The organism is Staphylococcus sp. HMSC34C02 (assembly GCF_001838705.1).
GTDB classification, from domain to species: Bacteria; Bacillota; Bacilli; order Staphylococcales; family Staphylococcaceae; genus Staphylococcus; species Staphylococcus borealis.
In genome coordinates, this window is sequence record NZ_KV838592.1 from 254,960 (window position 1) to 271,734 (window position 16,775).

General features: G+C 33.4%; 14 protein-coding genes and 2 pseudogenes. All 16 read left to right on the top strand.

Features of this window, described 5'->3' with window-relative positions:
- Window positions 1-3 precede the first annotated feature (3 nt).
- The 16 genes and pseudogenes from HMPREF3239_RS09890 (at window position 4) to pgsA (ending at window position 16,642) form a co-directional block, all read left to right on the top strand.
- Entirely contained in the window at window positions 4-600 is a 597-nt protein-coding gene (locus HMPREF3239_RS09890; protein ID WP_070855539.1) for a DUF5780 domain-containing protein, read from the top strand.
- A 136-nt stretch (window positions 601-736) separates the two neighbouring features.
- Window positions 737-1,087 carry a 30S ribosome-binding factor RbfA gene (rbfA, locus tag HMPREF3239_RS09895; protein WP_053029328.1) on the top strand — a complete coding sequence of 117 codons (351 nt, stop codon included), beginning with the start codon at window positions 737-739 and terminating at the stop codon, window positions 1,085-1,087.
- A 316-nt stretch (window positions 1,088-1,403) separates the two neighbouring features.
- The gene (truB, locus tag HMPREF3239_RS09900) at window positions 1,404-2,321 is read left to right on the top strand and encodes a tRNA pseudouridine(55) synthase TruB (RefSeq protein WP_053029329.1); all 918 of its coding nucleotides are present in this window, start codon (window positions 1,404-1,406) and stop codon (window positions 2,319-2,321) included.
- 14 nt (window positions 2,322-2,335) lie between these two features.
- On the top strand, window positions 2,336-3,307 hold the full coding sequence (locus HMPREF3239_RS09905) for a bifunctional riboflavin kinase/FAD synthetase (protein ID WP_053029330.1): 972 nt from the start codon (window positions 2,336-2,338) through the stop codon (window positions 3,305-3,307).
- 112 nt (window positions 3,308-3,419) lie between these two features.
- A complete protein-coding gene (gene rpsO / locus HMPREF3239_RS09910; RefSeq protein ID WP_053018906.1) occupies window positions 3,420-3,689 on the top strand; it encodes a 30S ribosomal protein S15 in 270 nt (89 codons plus the stop codon).
- Between the two features lie 135 nt (window positions 3,690-3,824).
- Window positions 3,825-5,927, top strand: a complete 2,103-nt coding sequence (gene pnp, locus HMPREF3239_RS09915; RefSeq protein WP_070855540.1) for a polyribonucleotide nucleotidyltransferase — start codon at window positions 3,825-3,827, stop codon at window positions 5,925-5,927.
- Window positions 5,928-6,313: 386 nt separating this feature from the next.
- Entirely contained in the window at window positions 6,314-7,987 is a 1,674-nt protein-coding gene (rnjB, locus tag HMPREF3239_RS09920; RefSeq protein WP_053029332.1) for a ribonuclease J2, read from the top strand.
- A 239-nt stretch (window positions 7,988-8,226) separates the two neighbouring features.
- Window positions 8,227-9,037: pseudogene (locus tag HMPREF3239_RS12810) on the top strand (cell division protein FtsK); the annotation flags it as partial.
- Window positions 9,038-9,186: 149 nt separating this feature from the next.
- Window positions 9,187-10,644: pseudogene (locus HMPREF3239_RS12815) on the top strand (DNA translocase FtsK); the annotation flags it as partial.
- 3 nt (window positions 10,645-10,647) lie between these two features.
- On the top strand, window positions 10,648-11,364 hold the full coding sequence (locus HMPREF3239_RS09930; protein WP_070855674.1) for a GntR family transcriptional regulator: 717 nt from the start codon (window positions 10,648-10,650) through the stop codon (window positions 11,362-11,364).
- 21 nt (window positions 11,365-11,385) lie between these two features.
- Entirely contained in the window at window positions 11,386-12,666 is a 1,281-nt protein-coding gene (yfmF, locus tag HMPREF3239_RS09935) for an EF-P 5-aminopentanol modification-associated protein YfmF (protein ID WP_070855542.1), read from the top strand.
- Window positions 12,666-13,955 carry an EF-P 5-aminopentanol modification-associated protein YfmH gene (gene yfmH / locus HMPREF3239_RS09940; RefSeq protein ID WP_053029335.1) on the top strand — a complete coding sequence of 430 codons (1,290 nt, stop codon included), beginning with the start codon at window positions 12,666-12,668 and terminating at the stop codon, window positions 13,953-13,955. The genes yfmF and yfmH overlap by 1 nt, the downstream gene beginning before the upstream one ends.
- Window positions 13,955-14,659: an elongation factor P 5-aminopentanone reductase gene (gene ymfI, locus HMPREF3239_RS09945; protein WP_070855543.1), complete on the top strand. Its 705-nt coding sequence runs from the start codon at window positions 13,955-13,957 to the stop codon at window positions 14,657-14,659. Before yfmH ends, ymfI begins: the two co-directional genes overlap by 1 nt.
- Before the next feature lie 129 nt (window positions 14,660-14,788).
- The gene (locus tag HMPREF3239_RS09950; RefSeq protein ID WP_016930681.1) at window positions 14,789-15,619 is read left to right on the top strand and encodes a YmfK family protein; all 831 of its coding nucleotides are present in this window, start codon (window positions 14,789-14,791) and stop codon (window positions 15,617-15,619) included.
- Window positions 15,620-15,640: 21 nt separating this feature from the next.
- On the top strand, window positions 15,641-16,033 hold the full coding sequence (locus HMPREF3239_RS09955) for a helix-turn-helix domain-containing protein (protein ID WP_070855544.1): 393 nt from the start codon (window positions 15,641-15,643) through the stop codon (window positions 16,031-16,033).
- Between the two features lie 33 nt (window positions 16,034-16,066).
- Entirely contained in the window at window positions 16,067-16,642 is a 576-nt protein-coding gene (gene pgsA, locus HMPREF3239_RS09960) for a CDP-diacylglycerol--glycerol-3-phosphate 3-phosphatidyltransferase (protein WP_070855545.1), read from the top strand.
- Window positions 16,643-16,775: the final 133 nt, after the last annotated feature.

The window sequence follows — 16,775 nt, forward strand, 5'->3', positions numbered from 1 at the left end:
ACTATGAAAAAATTTGCAAATTTAACAATAGGCTGTTGCTTGAGTGGGGTTATACTATTATCAGGATGTAATTCTGTAAAAGCTGGAAAAGAAGGTGGAATGTTAACTTCATATAATGCAACATCACTTGATAAAAAATTAAATAATCAAGATGTGCACGTCGGGACAGTAAAGTTTATTGATAAAGACACTAATGATGGATATGTACGTGCGTTTGATCAATTAAATCCAATTATAGTAAATGAGAGTAATAAAGATATTAAAGAAGTGACTGTAGCAGTAGCAGCATGGGACAAAAACGGTTTACCGGTTAAACCTGAGTTTGCTATGGCTCTTAGTGGTGATTCTTATATTAACAATTACGTAGATGAAGAAATTAATTTGACCGGCCATGGAGATAGTAAGAAAGAAATATTTAATTTAAAAGATGATAAAGATATTGAAACATATAAGTTTATTGTTTCTGAATATAAAGATTTTGAAGGCCACACTTGGAAGAATCCACTTTATGATAAATTTGAGAAAATTTATGGTCAAAAACGATTAAAGGATATTAAAGGAAGCAAAAATACAACGATTTCAATTGATAATGAACATTAGAAATTTTGTTTTTAGCGCTAATAAGATATAATAAAATAATGAATAAATTTTATGATAAATTTAGTTTCTATGTCTTTACGAGCATAGTTATAAGGGTATAATGAAAAGACAAATTTTTTAAAGAGGTGAAATATCCATGAGTAACATGAGAGCAGAACGCGTTGGCGAACAAATGAAGAAAGAAATTATGGATATCGTAAATAATAAAGTTAAAGATCCTAGAGTGGGCTTTATCACAATTACAGATGTTGAATTAACAAACGACTTATCACAAGCCAAAGTGTACCTTACTGTGTTAGGTAGTGAAAAAGAGGTTAATGATACATTTAAAGCATTAGATAAAGCGAAAGGATTCATTAAATCTGAATTAGGTTCAAGAATGAGACTACGAATTATTCCAGAATTATTCTTTGAATATGATGAATCAATTGAGTATGGTAATAAAATTGAGAAAATGATTCAAGATTTGCATAAGCAAGATAGATAATTGTCTATTAACTAAGTTATAGCAATATACTTTGTTATTTTATTAACATTACAAATATAAATTGAACGAGAAATAGAATAAACACTAATTTTTAAGCTATTCAAAATAATCGTCGCCTATACGGGGGTGGGACAATAAATTCAAATCGAATGATGTTCCACTCCCGTCTCATTTTGAGTTTCAAGGGAATATTGATAGTAAGTGAAAAGTGTGATTTGCTAAGTCAATTTAAGTTATAACAATTAATTTTCATAACACATATTCAGTCAGATAAGTTATGATACATAGAGGTAGTTAAAATGAAGGACGTGAAAAAATGTATAACGGTATTTTACCCGTTTATAAAGAACGTGGATTGACGAGTCATGATGTCGTCTTCAAACTAAGAAAGATTTTAAAAACTAAGAAGATTGGTCATACTGGAACCTTAGATCCTGAAGTGTCAGGTGTATTGCCTATATGTATTGGTCCTGCAACACGTGTAAGTGATTACGTCATGGACATGGGTAAATCCTATCATGCGACCATTACATTAGGAGAAAGTACTACTACTGAAGACCAGACGGGTGAAGTTATAGATAAAGTTGAGGTTCTTGAAAATGAGGTTAATACAACCGACATAGATGACGTTTTGAGAACTTTTGAAGGCCTTATAGAACAAATTCCACCCATGTATTCATCTGTTAAAGTCAATGGGAAAAAGTTATATGAATACGCAAGAAATGGTGAAACAGTTGAAAGGCCAGTGCGTCAAGTGAAAATTGATTTAATTGAGCGTACATCTGATCTCCAATTTGAAAATAAGAAATGTCATTTTAATATTAAGGTGAAATGTGGTAAAGGAACTTATATTCGTACACTCGCTACGGACATCGGTAAACAATTAGGTTATCCGGCACACATGTCTTTATTAACGCGAACGAATTCAGGTGGTTTTGATGTTGAGGATAGTCTCACATTAGAGCAAATTTCTCAATTACATGAGCAAGACGCATTACAATCGCAGCTTTTTCCTATAGAATATGGTTTGAAAAGTTTGCCGAAAATCAACATTTCTGATGAGAATATGAAAAAAAGAATATTAAATGGACAAAAGTTTAATAAAAGACTTTTTAATCAAATCATTGATGAACAATTAGTTTTTGTTGATTCTGAAACTCAGAAAGTAATGGCAATTTATGTTCAACATCCAGATAAAAAATATGAAATTAAACCTAAAAAAGTATTTAATTAAAGGAGTCAAAAGTTATGAAAGTGATAGAAGTAACCCATCCAATTCAAGAAGATCAATTGATAAAAGAAGACGTTGCGATGGCATTTGGCTTTTTTGATGGCATGCATCGTGGTCATCATAAAGTGTTCGAAGCGTTGGATGAGCGTGCTGCAGCGCGAAATCTAAAAAAGGCAGTTACAACATTTGATCCTCACCCTTCTGTCGTGTTAAATCCAGAACGTAAACGTACGGACTATTTAACACCACTTTCAGATAAACTTGAGATGATTGAACAACATGATGTAGATTATTGTATTGTAATCAATTTTTCATCACGCTTTGCGAGTGTAACCGCAGAAGAATTTGTCCAAGATTATATTATTAATAATCATGTGCAAGAAGTAGTTGCTGGATTTGATTTTACATATGGTAAATTCGGAAAAGGTAACATGTCTGTATTAAATGAAATGAATGAATTTAGCACAACCATTGTTGGTAAACAAGAGATGGAAACCGAAAAAATTTCTACTACAGCGATTAGGGAAGCTTTAAAAGAAGGTAATTTAAAAAAAGCCAATGAGCAATTAGGTTATCTTTACAGAATTAAAGGAACAGTAGTACAAGGGGAAAAACGAGGTCGTACTATTGGATTCCCAACCGCAAATGTTCAACCAAGTGATGACTATGTATTACCTAAAAAAGGTGTTTACGCTGTAAGTATGGCAATTGGTGCCGAAAATAAAATCTATCGTGGTGTCGCTAATGTTGGTGTGAAACCTACTTTCCATGACCCATCAAAAGCTGAAGTAGTAATTGAAGTTAACATTTTTGATTTTAATGACAATATATATGGTGAGCGTGTCATAGTATATTGGCATCATTACTTGAGACCAGAAGTGAAATTCGATGGTATCGATCCTTTAGTTGAACAAATGAACAATGATAAAGAAAAAGCTAAATACCTACTATCGGTTGATTTTGGTGATGATGTATCGTATAATATCTAAAGTTGAGTTCTAAGAAATGGAATTCACTACTATTATTCCTTTATCTTGGCGGGTTGAGACTCCGACGCCTAGCTCAGATTAAGGTGTATACAAATTTAGGAGGAATTTAATTATGGCAATTACACAAGAACGTAAAAACGAAATTATCAAAGAATATCGCGTGCACGAAACTGACACTGGTTCACCAGAAGTACAAATCGCTGTTTTAACTGCAGAAATCGCTGCATTAAACGAACATTTACGTGAACACAAAAAAGATCACCATTCACGTCGTGGATTATTAAAAATGGTAGGTCGTCGTCGTCACTTATTAAACTACTTACGTAGTAAAGATATTCAACGTTACCGTGAATTAATTAAATCATTAGGTATTCGTCGTTAATTCTAATATATTAAGAGGAAAGCACCATTTAGTTTGGTACTTTCCTTTTTTTATCGTTTAATATTAAACACTAATATAAAATTTTAAAAATAAATGATATGATGTAGTTAATAGATTTCAGAGAGGAGATTCATAATGTCTCAAGAAAAAAAGGTATTTAAAACTGAGTGGGCTGGAAGATCGTTAACGATTGAGACAGGGCAACTAGCTAAACAAGCTAATGGTGCAGTGCTAGTACGCTACGGAGATACTGTCGTATTATCAACTGCCGTTGCATCTAAAGAACCACGTGATGGTGACTTTTTCCCATTAACAGTTAACTATGAAGAAAAAATGTATGCTGCTGGTAAAATTCCAGGAGGATTTAAAAAACGTGAAGGTCGTCCAGGGGATGAAGCAACATTAACAGCACGTCTAATCGATAGACCGATTCGACCACTATTCCCAAAAGGATACCGTCATGATGTTCAAATTATGAACACGGTGCTTAGTGCAGACCCAGATTGTTCACCAGAAATGGCAGCAATGATAGGTTCTTCAATGGCATTAAGTGTTTCAGACATCCCATTCCAAGGACCAATTGCTGGTGTGAACGTAGGTTATGTTGATGGTAAATATGTCATTAATCCTACCGTTGCAGAGAAAGAAGTTTCGCGCCTAGATTTAGAAGTTGCTGGACATAAAGAGGCAGTAAACATGGTAGAAGCTGGTGCAAGCGAAATAACTGAGAAAGAAATGTTAGAAGCTATCTTCTTTGGTCATGACGAAATCAAACGTTTAGTAGCATTCCAAGAAGAAGTGATAGCACACATTCAACCAGTTAAGAAAGAATTCGTTCCTGTAGAACGTGATGAAGCATTAGTATCAAGAGTTAAAGCATTAACCGAAGAAAAAGGTCTAAAAGAAACTGTTTTGACTTTTGATAAGCAACAACGTGATGAAAATTTAGACATGTTAAAAGCTGAGATTGCAACTGAATTTATTGACGAAGCAGATCCTGAGAATGAATTGTTAATTGATGAAGTTTATGCAATTTTAAATGATTTAGTTAAAGAAGAAGTGCGTCGTCTTATCGCTGATGAAAAGATTAGACCAGATGGACGAAAACCAGATGAAATTAGACCGCTTGAATCAGAAGTTGGATTATTACCACGTGCACATGGTTCAGGGCTGTTCACACGTGGACAAACACAAGCTTTATCTGTGCTCACATTGGGTGCCTTAGGCGATTATCAATTAATTGATGGTTTAGGACCAGAACAAGAAAAACGTTTCATGCATCATTATAATTTCCCTAATTTCTCAGTAGGTGAAACTGGTCCAGTGAGAGCACCAGGTCGTCGAGAAATTGGACATGGTGCTTTAGGTGAAAGAGCATTAAAATACATTATTCCAGATACATCTGAATTCCCATATACTGTTCGTATTGTAAGTGAAGTATTAGAATCTAATGGTTCATCATCACAAGCATCTATTTGTGGTTCAACATTAGCTTTAATGGATGCAGGTGTGCCAATTAAAGCACCTGTTGCTGGTATAGCTATGGGGTTAGTAACACGAGAAGATAGTTATACAATACTTACAGATATTCAAGGCATGGAAGATGCATTAGGCGATATGGATTTCAAAGTGGCTGGTACAAAAGATGGTATCACTGCGATTCAAATGGATATTAAAATTGACGGTTTAACACGTGAAGTCATTGAAGAGGCTTTAGAGCAAGCTAGACAAGGTCGTTTAGCAATTATGGATCACATGCTACAAACGATTGATCAACCACGTAAAGAACTAAGTGCTTATGCACCTAAAGTGGAAATCATGCATATTAAACCTGAAAAGATTAGAGACGTTATTGGACCAGGTGGTAAGAAAATTAACGAAATCATCGATGAAACTGGTGTTAAATTAGACATTGAGCAAGATGGTACAATCTTTATTGGTGCAGTTGATCAAGACATGATCAATCGTGCGCGTGAAATTATTGAAGAAATTACACGTGAGGCTGAAGTAGGTCAAGTTTATAACGCAAAAGTTAAACGTATTGAAAAATATGGAGCATTCGTTGAATTATTTGCTGGTAAAGATGCATTACTACACATTTCTCAAATTTCAAAAGAACGCATTAATAAAGTAGAAGATGTATTGAGTATTGGAGATAAAATCGAAGTTAAAATTACTGAAATTGATAAACAAGGTCGCGTTAACGCATCTCACAAAGTATTAGATGAAAATAAATAAACAGTAAAGCGCTTGTTAGAAACGCATGTTTAACTTAGTCAATAACTGTTATTTTACTAGTATGAGAGTCTAGGATATAAAAAATATAATAATGCTATTTTGCAAATTAAAGTAGCTGACAGAACTGAGAAGGCATTTAGATCAAATTTTTCTCTGTTCTAGTCATCCATACGAGGGTGGGACACGAATTTAAGAAAAATTCTGTCCCACTTTCTTTTGTTTTGCGCGATTTAATAAATCAATCCCTATTTTTTTATTAAATACTAAATTCAATCATGACTATAATGCCCTGAGAAACACTTTAATAGTGTACATCCAACATAAATTAAATTATAATAAATTATGAGTTTATATGGACGGGGATTTTTATAATAGGAGGTAACATTTTGAGTTTAGTGAAAAAAAAGAATGACGATATTCGTATCATCCCACTTGGTGGTGTGGGCGAAATCGCAAAAAATATGTATATCGTTGAAGTAGACGATGAAATGTTTATGTTAGATGCGGGGTTAATGTTCCCAGAAGATGAAATGTTAGGTGTAGATATCGTTATTCCTGACATCCAATATGTCATTGATAATAAAGATAAATTAAAAGGAATCTTTTTAAGCCATGGTCATGAACATGCTATCGGTGCGGTTAGCTATATTTTAGAACAAATTGATGCACCTGTGTATGGTTCTAAATTAACGTTAGCGCTTGTTAAAGAAAATATGAAGTCTCGTAACGTTAAGAAGAAAGTTCGTTATTATACAGTTAATCACGATTCAGTTATGCGATTTAAAAATGTTAATATTACGTTCTTTAATACTACACATAGTATTCCTGATAGTTTAGGTATTTGCATTCACACGTCATACGGTTCTATCGTATATACTGGTGAATTTAAATTTGACCAAAGTTTACAAGGACACTATGCACCTGATATCAAACGTATGGCTGAAATTGGTGAAGAGGGTGTCTTCGCATTAATTAGTGATTCTACAGAAGCTGAGAAACCAGGCTATAATACACCTGAGAATGTAATTGAATCGCATATTTATGATGCGTTTGCGAAAGTGAAAGGTCGTTTAATTGTATCTTGTTATGCTTCTAATTTTATTAGAATTCAACAAGTATTAAATACAGCAAGTAAATTGAACCGTAAAGTTTCATTTTTAGGTCGTTCATTAGAAAGTTCTTTTAATATTGCACGTAAAATGGGATATTTTGATATTCCTAAAGACTTACTAATTCCAATTAATGAAGTAGGAAATTATCCTAAAAATGAAGTCGTAATTATAGCTACTGGTATGGAAGGCGAACCTATCGAGGCATTGAGTCAAATGGCGCAACATAAGCATAAAATTATGAATATCGAAGAAGGAGATTCTGTATATTTAGCGATTACTGCATCAGCGAATATGGAAGTAATTATTGCTGATACATTAAATGAATTAGTGCGTGCAGGTGCATATATTATTCCTAATAATAAAAAAATTCATGCATCTAGTCATGGTTGCATGGAAGAATTAAAAATGATGATTAATATCATGAAACCTGAATACTTTATCCCTGTTCAAGGTGAATTTAAAATGCAGATTGCACATGCTAAATTAGCTAATGAAACTGGCGTAGCACCGGAGAAAATTTTCTTAGTTGAAAAAGGTGACGTTATACACTACGACGGTAAAGACATGGTATTAAACGAAAAAGTTAATTCTGGCAATATTCTCATCGATGGTATCGGTGTAGGAGATGTTGGTAATATCGTTTTAAGAGATCGTCATTTACTTGCAGAAGACGGTATTTTTATCGCAGTTGTTACATTGGATCCGAAAAACAGACGAATTGCTGCTGGTCCAGAAATTCAATCACGTGGATTTGTATATGTCCGTGAAAGTGAAGAATTAATGAAGGAAGCAGAAGAAAAGGTTCGTGAAATTGTTGAAGCAGGTCTTCAAGAAAAACGTATTGAATGGTCTGACATTAAACAAAATATGCGAGATCAAATCAGTAAATTGCTATTTGAAAGTACGAAACGTCGTCCAATGATTATACCAGTCATTTCTGAAATATAAGATATATTCAATCAAAAAGAGGTCGGGACAACATCACAGTTGTGTAATAATTTTAAAGGCAACGTTTGAGAATAGCCTTAATTATTCACTTTATTTTATGACACTTTGAGTCTAAATGTGGTATGTATTGTTCCAACCTCTTTCGTACTTTTAAAAATATTAATAATACATATCGGAAAAATGAGAATTAGATGTTTTACAAAGAGTTACTAAGTGAGAAATAAAGAAGGTGTACGATTTTGCCACAAACTAAGAAAAAAACTACAACCCGTAAAAAGGGCGCAACAACCCGTAAATCGACTAAAAAAAAGCAACAGAAGAAGGACAGTTCTTTACGCTATGTTATTGCAATCATAATAGTCATTTTGTCGATTTTAGGAATGTTCCAATTAGGCATTGTGGGTCGAATGATAGATAGCTTTTTCAATTATTTGTTTGGAATGAGTCGCTATTTAACATACATATTACTCAGTTTAATTACGGTTTATATTGCAATGCAAAAGCAATTCCCTAAGACAAGACGTACTTTCGGATTGATATCGCTACAATTTGTGTTATTGATTACAACACAAATTATTTACCATTTTCAAAAAGGGGCGGTATCTCAAAGAGAGCCAGTTCTATCTTATGTATATAAGGCTTATGAACATAGTCATTTTCCAAATTTCGGTGGTGGTTTAATAGGATTCTATTTACTTAAAATATTTATTCCACTTATTTCCATTGCAGGTGTCATCATCCTCACATTAGTTTTATTAAGTTCAAGTATTATACTATTGCTTAAACTTAGACATAGAGATGTTGTCAAATCTTTAATTGATAAAATGAAAAATTCGAGTCAAAGTGCGTCATCTAATTTGAAAGAAAAAAGAGCACAAAATAAACTCAAAAAAGAAGCGCGCCAACGTGAAAAAGAAGCAGAGCGTGAGCGTCAAAGACAAAATGAATTTGAACAAGAACAACTTGAGTCAGAGCAAATTAAAGATGTAAGTGATTTTCCAGAAGTTAATCCAGAACCGGAAGACATTCCTATTTATGGTCATAGTGAGTCGCAAGAAAATAAACAACCTCCTGTTAACAAGCGCAAGAAAAGACAATTTGGTATTAATAACGAAGATCATGCTAAAGAAGAAAATCAAAATAACGACAACTATCAACATCATAATACAAAGTCAGATTCAGCTTCTAATAATGATCATCAAATGAACGGTTCAATTTCTGAAGCGGGAGAAGAGGCTAATGCTGCATATCACATTCCGCCATTATCATTACTTAATCAGCCATCTAAACAACAAACAACGTCTAAGGCTGAAGTTCAACGTAAAGGCCAAATACTTGAATCTACAATGAAAAACTTTGGTGTTAATGCTAAAGTGAAACAGATTAAAATTGGGCCAGCCGTAACACAATATGAAATTCAACCTGCTCAAGGCGTTAAAGTAAGCAAAATTGTGAACTTACATAATGATATTGCACTTGCATTAGCAGCAAAAGATGTACGTATTGAAGCGCCAATACCTGGACGTTCAGCAGTAGGCATTGAAGTGCCAAATGATAAGATTTCATTAGTTACCCTTAAGGAAGTGCTTGAATCTAAATTTCCAGCAAGTAACAAATTAGAAGTAGGTCTTGGTAGAGATATTTCTGGTGAACCAATGACAATTCAATTGAATGAAATGCCACACCTTCTTGTCGCCGGTTCAACAGGTAGTGGTAAGTCTGTATGTATTAACGGTATTATTACTAGTATTCTATTAAACGCTAAACCACATGAGGTTAAGCTCATGTTGATTGACCCTAAGATGGTAGAATTAAATGTGTATAATGGGGTGCCACATTTACTAATACCAGTAGTGACCAATCCACATAAAGCCTCTCAAGCCTTAGAAAAGGTAGTGGCAGAAATGGAACGACGCTATGATTTATTCCAACATTCGTCTACACGTAACATTGAAGGGTATAATAAATTTATACGACGTCAAAATGAAGAACTCGATGAGAAACAAGCAGAATTACCATATATCGTAGTTATTGTAGATGAATTAGCTGATCTGATGATGGTTGCAGGTAAAGAAGTTGAGAATGCCATTCAACGTATTACTCAAATGGCCAGAGCAGCAGGCATTCATTTAATCGTTGCAACACAAAGACCATCAGTAGATGTAATCACTGGTATTATTAAAAACAACATTCCTTCACGTATTGCATTTGCCGTAAGTTCTCAAACTGACTCTAGAACAATTATTGGCTCTGGTGGAGCCGAAAAGCTACTCGGCAAAGGTGATATGCTCTATGTAGGTAATGGAGAGTCATCTCAAACGCGTGTACAAGGTGCTTTCTTAAGTGACCAAGAAGTTCAAGATGTTGTTAATTATGTTGTTGAACAACAAAAAGCGAATTACGTGAAAGAAATGGAACCAGATGCACCTGTAGACAAATCAGAAATGAAGAGTGAAGATGCTCTATATGATGATGCCTATATATTTGTTATTGAGCAGCAAAAAGCAAGTACGTCGCTATTACAGCGCCAATTTAGAATTGGCTATAATCGTGCTTCTAGATTAATGGATGATTTAGAACGAAACCAAGTTATCGGACCGCAAAAAGGTAGTAAACCAAGACAAGTATTAGTAAATTTAGATGATGAAGAGGTGTAAATGATGACAGAGACAAATGCAGCTTTTAAAGTTAAGGAGTATATTCTTAAGCAAATTAAAGAACAATCTTTAAAACCTGGTGATAAACTACCTAGCAATTTATCTATTGCCAGAGAATTGAATGTGAAAACAGACGATGTCTATGATGCAATTGGTGAACTCATTACTGAACAAGTTTTGACTGATAACTTTGAAGAAGGACCAAGTGTAAAGTCATTACACCCCTTCTTCTATCCATTAAATAAATTATTCAGCATTAACGATATGATTCAAGAAGCAGGTTACCACTCAGGAACTGAATATTTGAGTTTAGAGGAACAACCTGCCTCCATATTAGATGCACAAATGTTAGGCATTGAAGATAAACAACCAATTACAATTATCGAGCGTCTACGCACTGCAAATCATCAGCCAGTTATTTATTGTTTGGATAAAATTTCAAAAAATTATCTTACCTGTACTGATTATCAAATCAGTGATGGTTCCATGCTAAATGCAATTGAGACGAATACCGGTCATAAAGTTGCTTCTGCTGAAACAGAAGTTGAAGCAATTAGTTATGAGCCACATATTTCTGATATTCTGAACGCTTCTCCACATGAAGGTTTAATGCTATTAAAGGTTGTACACTATGATGAATTGGGTAAACCTATTTTATATTCTTTAAATTATGTGAAGAGCAGTTTAGTTAAATTTAAACTGACACGTACAAAAATATAGATTTGATATTAAGGAGTGTGGATGAATGTGTTAGAACAACAAATCAATCAAGACCAACACATACATATCGATGTGTTACCTACAGATAAATTTAAGACAACTATGATTACTTTCAAATTTATGGCACCTTTAGATTACGAAACCATCACAGCACGATCTTTACTTAGTAAATTATTAGTTCGTGCTACACAAAAATGGTCAACTGATAAAGCGTTTAGTAAACAACTGTCAGAATTATATGGTGCTTACATACATAGTTTTGTTTCTAAATTTAAAGATAAACATGTGATCACTATCTCATTAGAAATTGTTAATGAACGTTACCTCAAAGATTCAACACCACTTTTTGAAAAAGGATTGAATGTCTTATATGAAGTAATCAATAAACCACTCATTGAAAATAGTGCGTTTAACGAAACATTTGTTAATCAAGAAAAATCTTTACTAACTAAAAAAATTGAAGCTATTATCGATAATAAGGCGCAATATTCATTTTTAAATTTATTAAAATACATGTTTAAAGATGAACCGTATCGCTACTTAGCGACAGGGCAAATTGAGAAAATAAATACAATTACACCTGAAAGCTTATATCATACATATCAAAATATGATTAACAATGATCAATGTTCGGTTTATGTTGTTGGCAATGTAGATGAACAAGAGGTTAAGCAATTAATCAAATCGAAATTTATAATTAAACCATTTGAAATGACGCAATCTAATGAACCGTATTTAATGGATTCAAACTCAGAACCACAATATATTGTTGAAGAGGATGAAGTGGATCAAGCAAAATTAAATATGGGTTATCGCTTTCCAACGCGTTTTGGGGCACAAGATTATTATGCATTAGTAGTATTAAATACGATGTTTGGTGGGGACCCATCATCCGTTTTATTTAATGAAGTACGTGAAAAACAAAGTCTAGCCTATTCAATCCATTCACAATTAGATGGTAAAAATGGTTATCTCTTTGTATTAAGTGGTGTATCAGCAGATAAATTTGAACTTGCTAAAGATACAATCTTGGAAGAGTTTGATAAATTTAAACGTGGTGAGTTTGACGAGGATAAATTAGAACTCGCCAAAAAAATTATCATCTCTCATAGACATGAGATTGCCGATCGACCTAAAAGTATTATCGAAGTTATGCAAAATCAGTTACTTTTAGAACGTGTGCAAACAGATGAAAACTATATTAATCACATCCAAAAAGTTACTAAAGAAGATGTGGTAACTATGGCCAATAAAGCAAAACTTGATACGATTTACGCACTTACGAAGGGTGGTCATTCTTAATGAAAGAAACATATTATGAACTCATTGATGAGCGTGTATTTGAACATGAATTAGCTAATGGGTTACGTTTATTCGTTATTCCCAAAAAAGGGTTTCAAAAAACATTCGTAACGTATACGACTCAATTTGGCTCTCTAGATAATACTTTTAAACCACATAATCAAGATGCGTTTGTAACTGTACCAGATGGCGTTGCTCACTTTTTAGAGCATAAATTATTTGAAAAGGATGACACTGAAGATTTATTTACTGCATTTGCAAGTGATAATGCGCAAGTCAATGCATTTACTAGTTTTGATCGTACTAGTTATTTATTCAGTGCCACAGATAATGTTGAAAGTAATATTCTAAGATTATTAGAAATGGTAGAGACACCATTTTTTTCGAAGGAAACGGTTGATAAAGAAAAAGGTATTATCGCTGAAGAAATAAAAATGTATCAAGAACAACCTGGCTATAAAATTATGTTTAATACGCTACGTGCGATGTATCAAAATCATCCAATTAAAGTGGATATAGCTGGTAGCGTAGAGAGTATCTATAATATTACAAAAGATGACTTATATCTATGTTATGAAACATTTTATCATCCATCGAATATGGTGTTATTTGTAGTTGGCGATGTGAATCCAGAAAATATACGCGATATTGTTGAAACGCATGAAAATAAAAGAGATAAAACGAATCAACCTAGTATTGAAAGAGCGACTATTGATGAGCCAACTAAAGTGATAACACCTTTTGTAACTGAAGAAATGAAGCTACAGTCACCTAGGTTAATGTTAGGATTTAAAAATGAACCAACTAAGGCATCACCACAACAATATGTACAACATGATTTAGAAATGACGCTATTTTTCGAATTAGTATTTGGTGAAGAAACGGATTTCTATCAAACATTATTGAATGAAGATTTGATTGATGAATCATTTGGCTATCAATTTGTGCTCGAACCTACCTATTGTTTTTCAATCATTACGAGTGCGACACAACATCCAAATAAGTTGAAAGAAGTGTTATTAAATGAACTCAACATGCATCGCGGTAAATTGAAAGACCAAGAAGCATTTGATTTATTAAAAAAACAATTTATTGGTGAATATATTTCAAGTTTAAATTCTCCTGAATATATAGCGAATCAATATGCTAAATTATATTTTGAGGGTGTTAGTGTGTTCGATATGTTAGATATTATTGAGAATATAACATTAGACAGTATTAATGAAACAGCATCTAAGTTTTTAAATATTGATAATATGGTTGATAGTCGTTTGGAGCTTAAATCTTAATGAGAGCATTAGTACTAGGTGGCTCAGGAAGTATTGGTACAGCAATTGTAGAACGGTTATTAGAGGAAGGTAACGAAGTCATTGTTCAATATTTTCAATCTGATATAAATACGTTACAAGCTAAGTATGAAGGAGAAGCTGTTGAATTTATACAAGCTGATTTATCACAAGATATTGATTTGGAAGAAACGTTTGGCCATGTGAAACATATTGATTGCTTGATATATAGTAGTGGTACAGCTTTGTACGGCTTACTACAAGATATGTCAGATGAAGATATTGATCATAGCTACAATCTTCATGTTAAGCAATTAATACGATGTTGTCGTTACTTTATAGACACAATACGTCATAGTGAATATGGTCGAATTATTGTTATTTCGTCCATTTGGGGGGAAACAGGTGCAAGCATGGAGACCATTTATTCTACAATGAAGAGTGCTCAAATTGGCTTTGTTAAAGCGCTAAGCCAGGAATTAGCAATGACGAATGTCACTGTCAATGCAGTTACGCCTGGTTTTGTAAGTGGTAATATGGCACAATCATTTAATTCAGACGATATGGCGTCTATTTTAGCAGAGTTACCACAACAGCGAATGATAACTCCTGATGAAATTGCTCATACATGTGCTTATTTGTGGAGTCCACTTGCAAAAAGTGTTACTGGAACAATTCAAAAAGTCAATGGTGCTTGGTATATCTAATTTGAGACAGATTGAAAACGAAGAATAAAAAAATTTGTGTTTGTATTAAGTTCTAAATGCTATAATATGATTACTAATTTTTAATATTCCAATGGTAGGTTACCATTTTAAAACAAGGGGCGGATATTGATGACAGTAGCCGAAAAAAAAGAATGGTATCTTGAGTATGAAATCACGGTTAACCGAGCAGGTTTACTAGGTGATATTTCAAGTTTACTTGGCATGTTAGGCATAAGCATTGTTACGATTAATGGGGTAGATCAAGGCCGACGAGGTTTATTAATTAAAACAGATAGTCTTGAAAAAGTTAATCGCTTTGAACATATAATCAATGAACTTAGTGAAATAGAAATAACCAAATTAAGAGTGCCTGAATTGCGTGATAGATTAGCTGTAAGGCATGGACGTTATATTGAACAAGATGCTGATGATAAAAAGACATTTCGTTTTGAACGTGAAGATTTAGGATTATTAGTTGATTTTTTGGCTGAACTTTTCAAAGAGGAAGGTCATAAGTTGATTGGTATCAGAGGTATGCCACGTGTAGGAAAAACGGAATCTATAGTAGCTGGAAGCGTATGTGCTCACAAACGTTGGTTATTTATAAGCTCTACTTTAATTAAGCAAACTGTACGCAGTTCACTTATTAAAGGGGAATATGATTCAAATCATGTCTATATTATTGATGGCGCTGTCACTGCTAGAGAATCAAATCCTAAGCATCAAGAATTAGTTCGTGAAGTCATGACATTACCATCAATTAAGGTGGTTGAACATCCTGACTTATTTGTAGAATCAGGGAACTATAGCATGGATGATTTTGATTATATTATTGAATTGCGAGAGAATGAAAATCAAGAAATTGAATATGATCAAATGAAGCAACAAACGGTTAAAAGTAAAAATTCGCTAGACTTTGGAGAAGACATGTTTGGCGGAGGTTTTGGATTTTTTGAATAGTGGTTGTGGAGGCTTTTGAAAGTGAAGACAATTGGTGAAACATTGAAAGGTAGACGCGAAAGATTAGGTATGACTTTAGCAGAGTTAGAAGAGCGTACTCAAATTAAACGTGATACGCTTAAATTAATCGAAGAAAACCGCTTTGATGAATTAGCGAAAGTGGACTATGCAGAGGGATTTATTCGCCGATATGCGAGTGTAGTAAATATAGATTCACATCAATTGATACAAGCGCATCGTGAGGAAATACCGGATAGTCAACATCAATTAAATGAACTTCTGAACAGATACCATAATGATGAAGCGCCTACATATCGCACTAAAGATAAAGAACCTCTACAATTAATGATATTAATTGGCGGTATTATTGTAATTACGTTTATCTTATGGGTCTTAGCTGTGTTACTATTATAAAATAAGAGATAAAATTAGAAATGAGGCTTTAACATGAATATACCAAATCAAATCACGATTTTTAGGGTAATATTAATTCCAGTTTTCATTTTATTTGCTCTAGTGAACTTTGGATTTGGCAATGTATCTATTTTAGGTGGATATGACATCCGCATTGAGCAATTTATTGCTGCAATTATCTTTATTGTAGCTTCTTTAAGTGACTTTCTTGATGGATACTTAGCTAGAAAATGGCAACTTGTAACGAATATGGGTAAATTTTTAGATCCTTTAGCCGACAAATTACTCGTTTCAAGTGCATTAATAGTTATGGTCCAATTAGGACTTACGAATTCTGTCGTAGCCATTATTATTATCGCACGTGAATTTGCAGTTACAGGATTACGATTATTACAAATTGAGCAAGGTTTTGTAAGTGCGGCAGGACAATTAGGCAAAATTAAAACTGCTGTGACTATGGTTGCAATTATCTGGATTTTACTGGGTGATTTATTAGCAACTTGGATAGGCATTCAAATAGGCCAAGTATTACTTTATATTGGTGTTTTATTTACGATTTTATCTGGTATTGAATACTTTTATAAAGGTAGAGATGTTTTTAAACATTAAATTAGTGAAAATATAACCAAGAATACTAGTGAATAGAAAGACAACGCTATTCCTAGTTATTCTTGGTTTTTTAAGTTTAAATTTTAGAATAAGCGTCATTCGATGCATTATAATAATAGATGTCGTGTAAGAA

Excerpts from the sequence above, each read along its gene's own strand:
- HMPREF3239_RS09890 (WP_070855539.1), top strand. The coding sequence starts at position 4 with ATGAAAAAATTTGCAAATTTAACAATAGGCTGTTGCTTGAGTGGGGTT.
- rbfA (WP_053029328.1), top strand. The coding sequence starts at position 737 with ATGAGTAACATGAGAGCAGAACGCGTTGGCGAACAAATGAAGAAAGAA.
- truB (WP_053029329.1), top strand. The coding sequence starts at position 1,404 with ATGTATAACGGTATTTTACCCGTTTATAAAGAACGTGGATTGACGAGT.
- HMPREF3239_RS09905 (WP_053029330.1), top strand. The coding sequence starts at position 2,336 with ATGAAAGTGATAGAAGTAACCCATCCAATTCAAGAAGATCAATTGATA.
- rpsO (WP_053018906.1), top strand. The coding sequence starts at position 3,420 with ATGGCAATTACACAAGAACGTAAAAACGAAATTATCAAAGAATATCGC.
- pnp (WP_070855540.1), top strand. The coding sequence starts at position 3,825 with ATGTCTCAAGAAAAAAAGGTATTTAAAACTGAGTGGGCTGGAAGATCG.
- HMPREF3239_RS09930 (WP_070855674.1), top strand. The coding sequence starts at position 10,648 with ATGACAGAGACAAATGCAGCTTTTAAAGTTAAGGAGTATATTCTTAAG.
- yfmF (WP_070855542.1), top strand. The coding sequence starts at position 11,386 with ATGAATGTGTTAGAACAACAAATCAATCAAGACCAACACATACATATC.
- yfmH (WP_053029335.1), top strand. The coding sequence starts at position 12,666 with ATGAAAGAAACATATTATGAACTCATTGATGAGCGTGTATTTGAACAT.
- ymfI (WP_070855543.1), top strand. The coding sequence starts at position 13,955 with ATGAGAGCATTAGTACTAGGTGGCTCAGGAAGTATTGGTACAGCAATT.
- HMPREF3239_RS09950 (WP_016930681.1), top strand. The coding sequence starts at position 14,789 with ATGACAGTAGCCGAAAAAAAAGAATGGTATCTTGAGTATGAAATCACG.
- pgsA (WP_070855545.1), top strand. The coding sequence starts at position 16,067 with ATGAATATACCAAATCAAATCACGATTTTTAGGGTAATATTAATTCCA.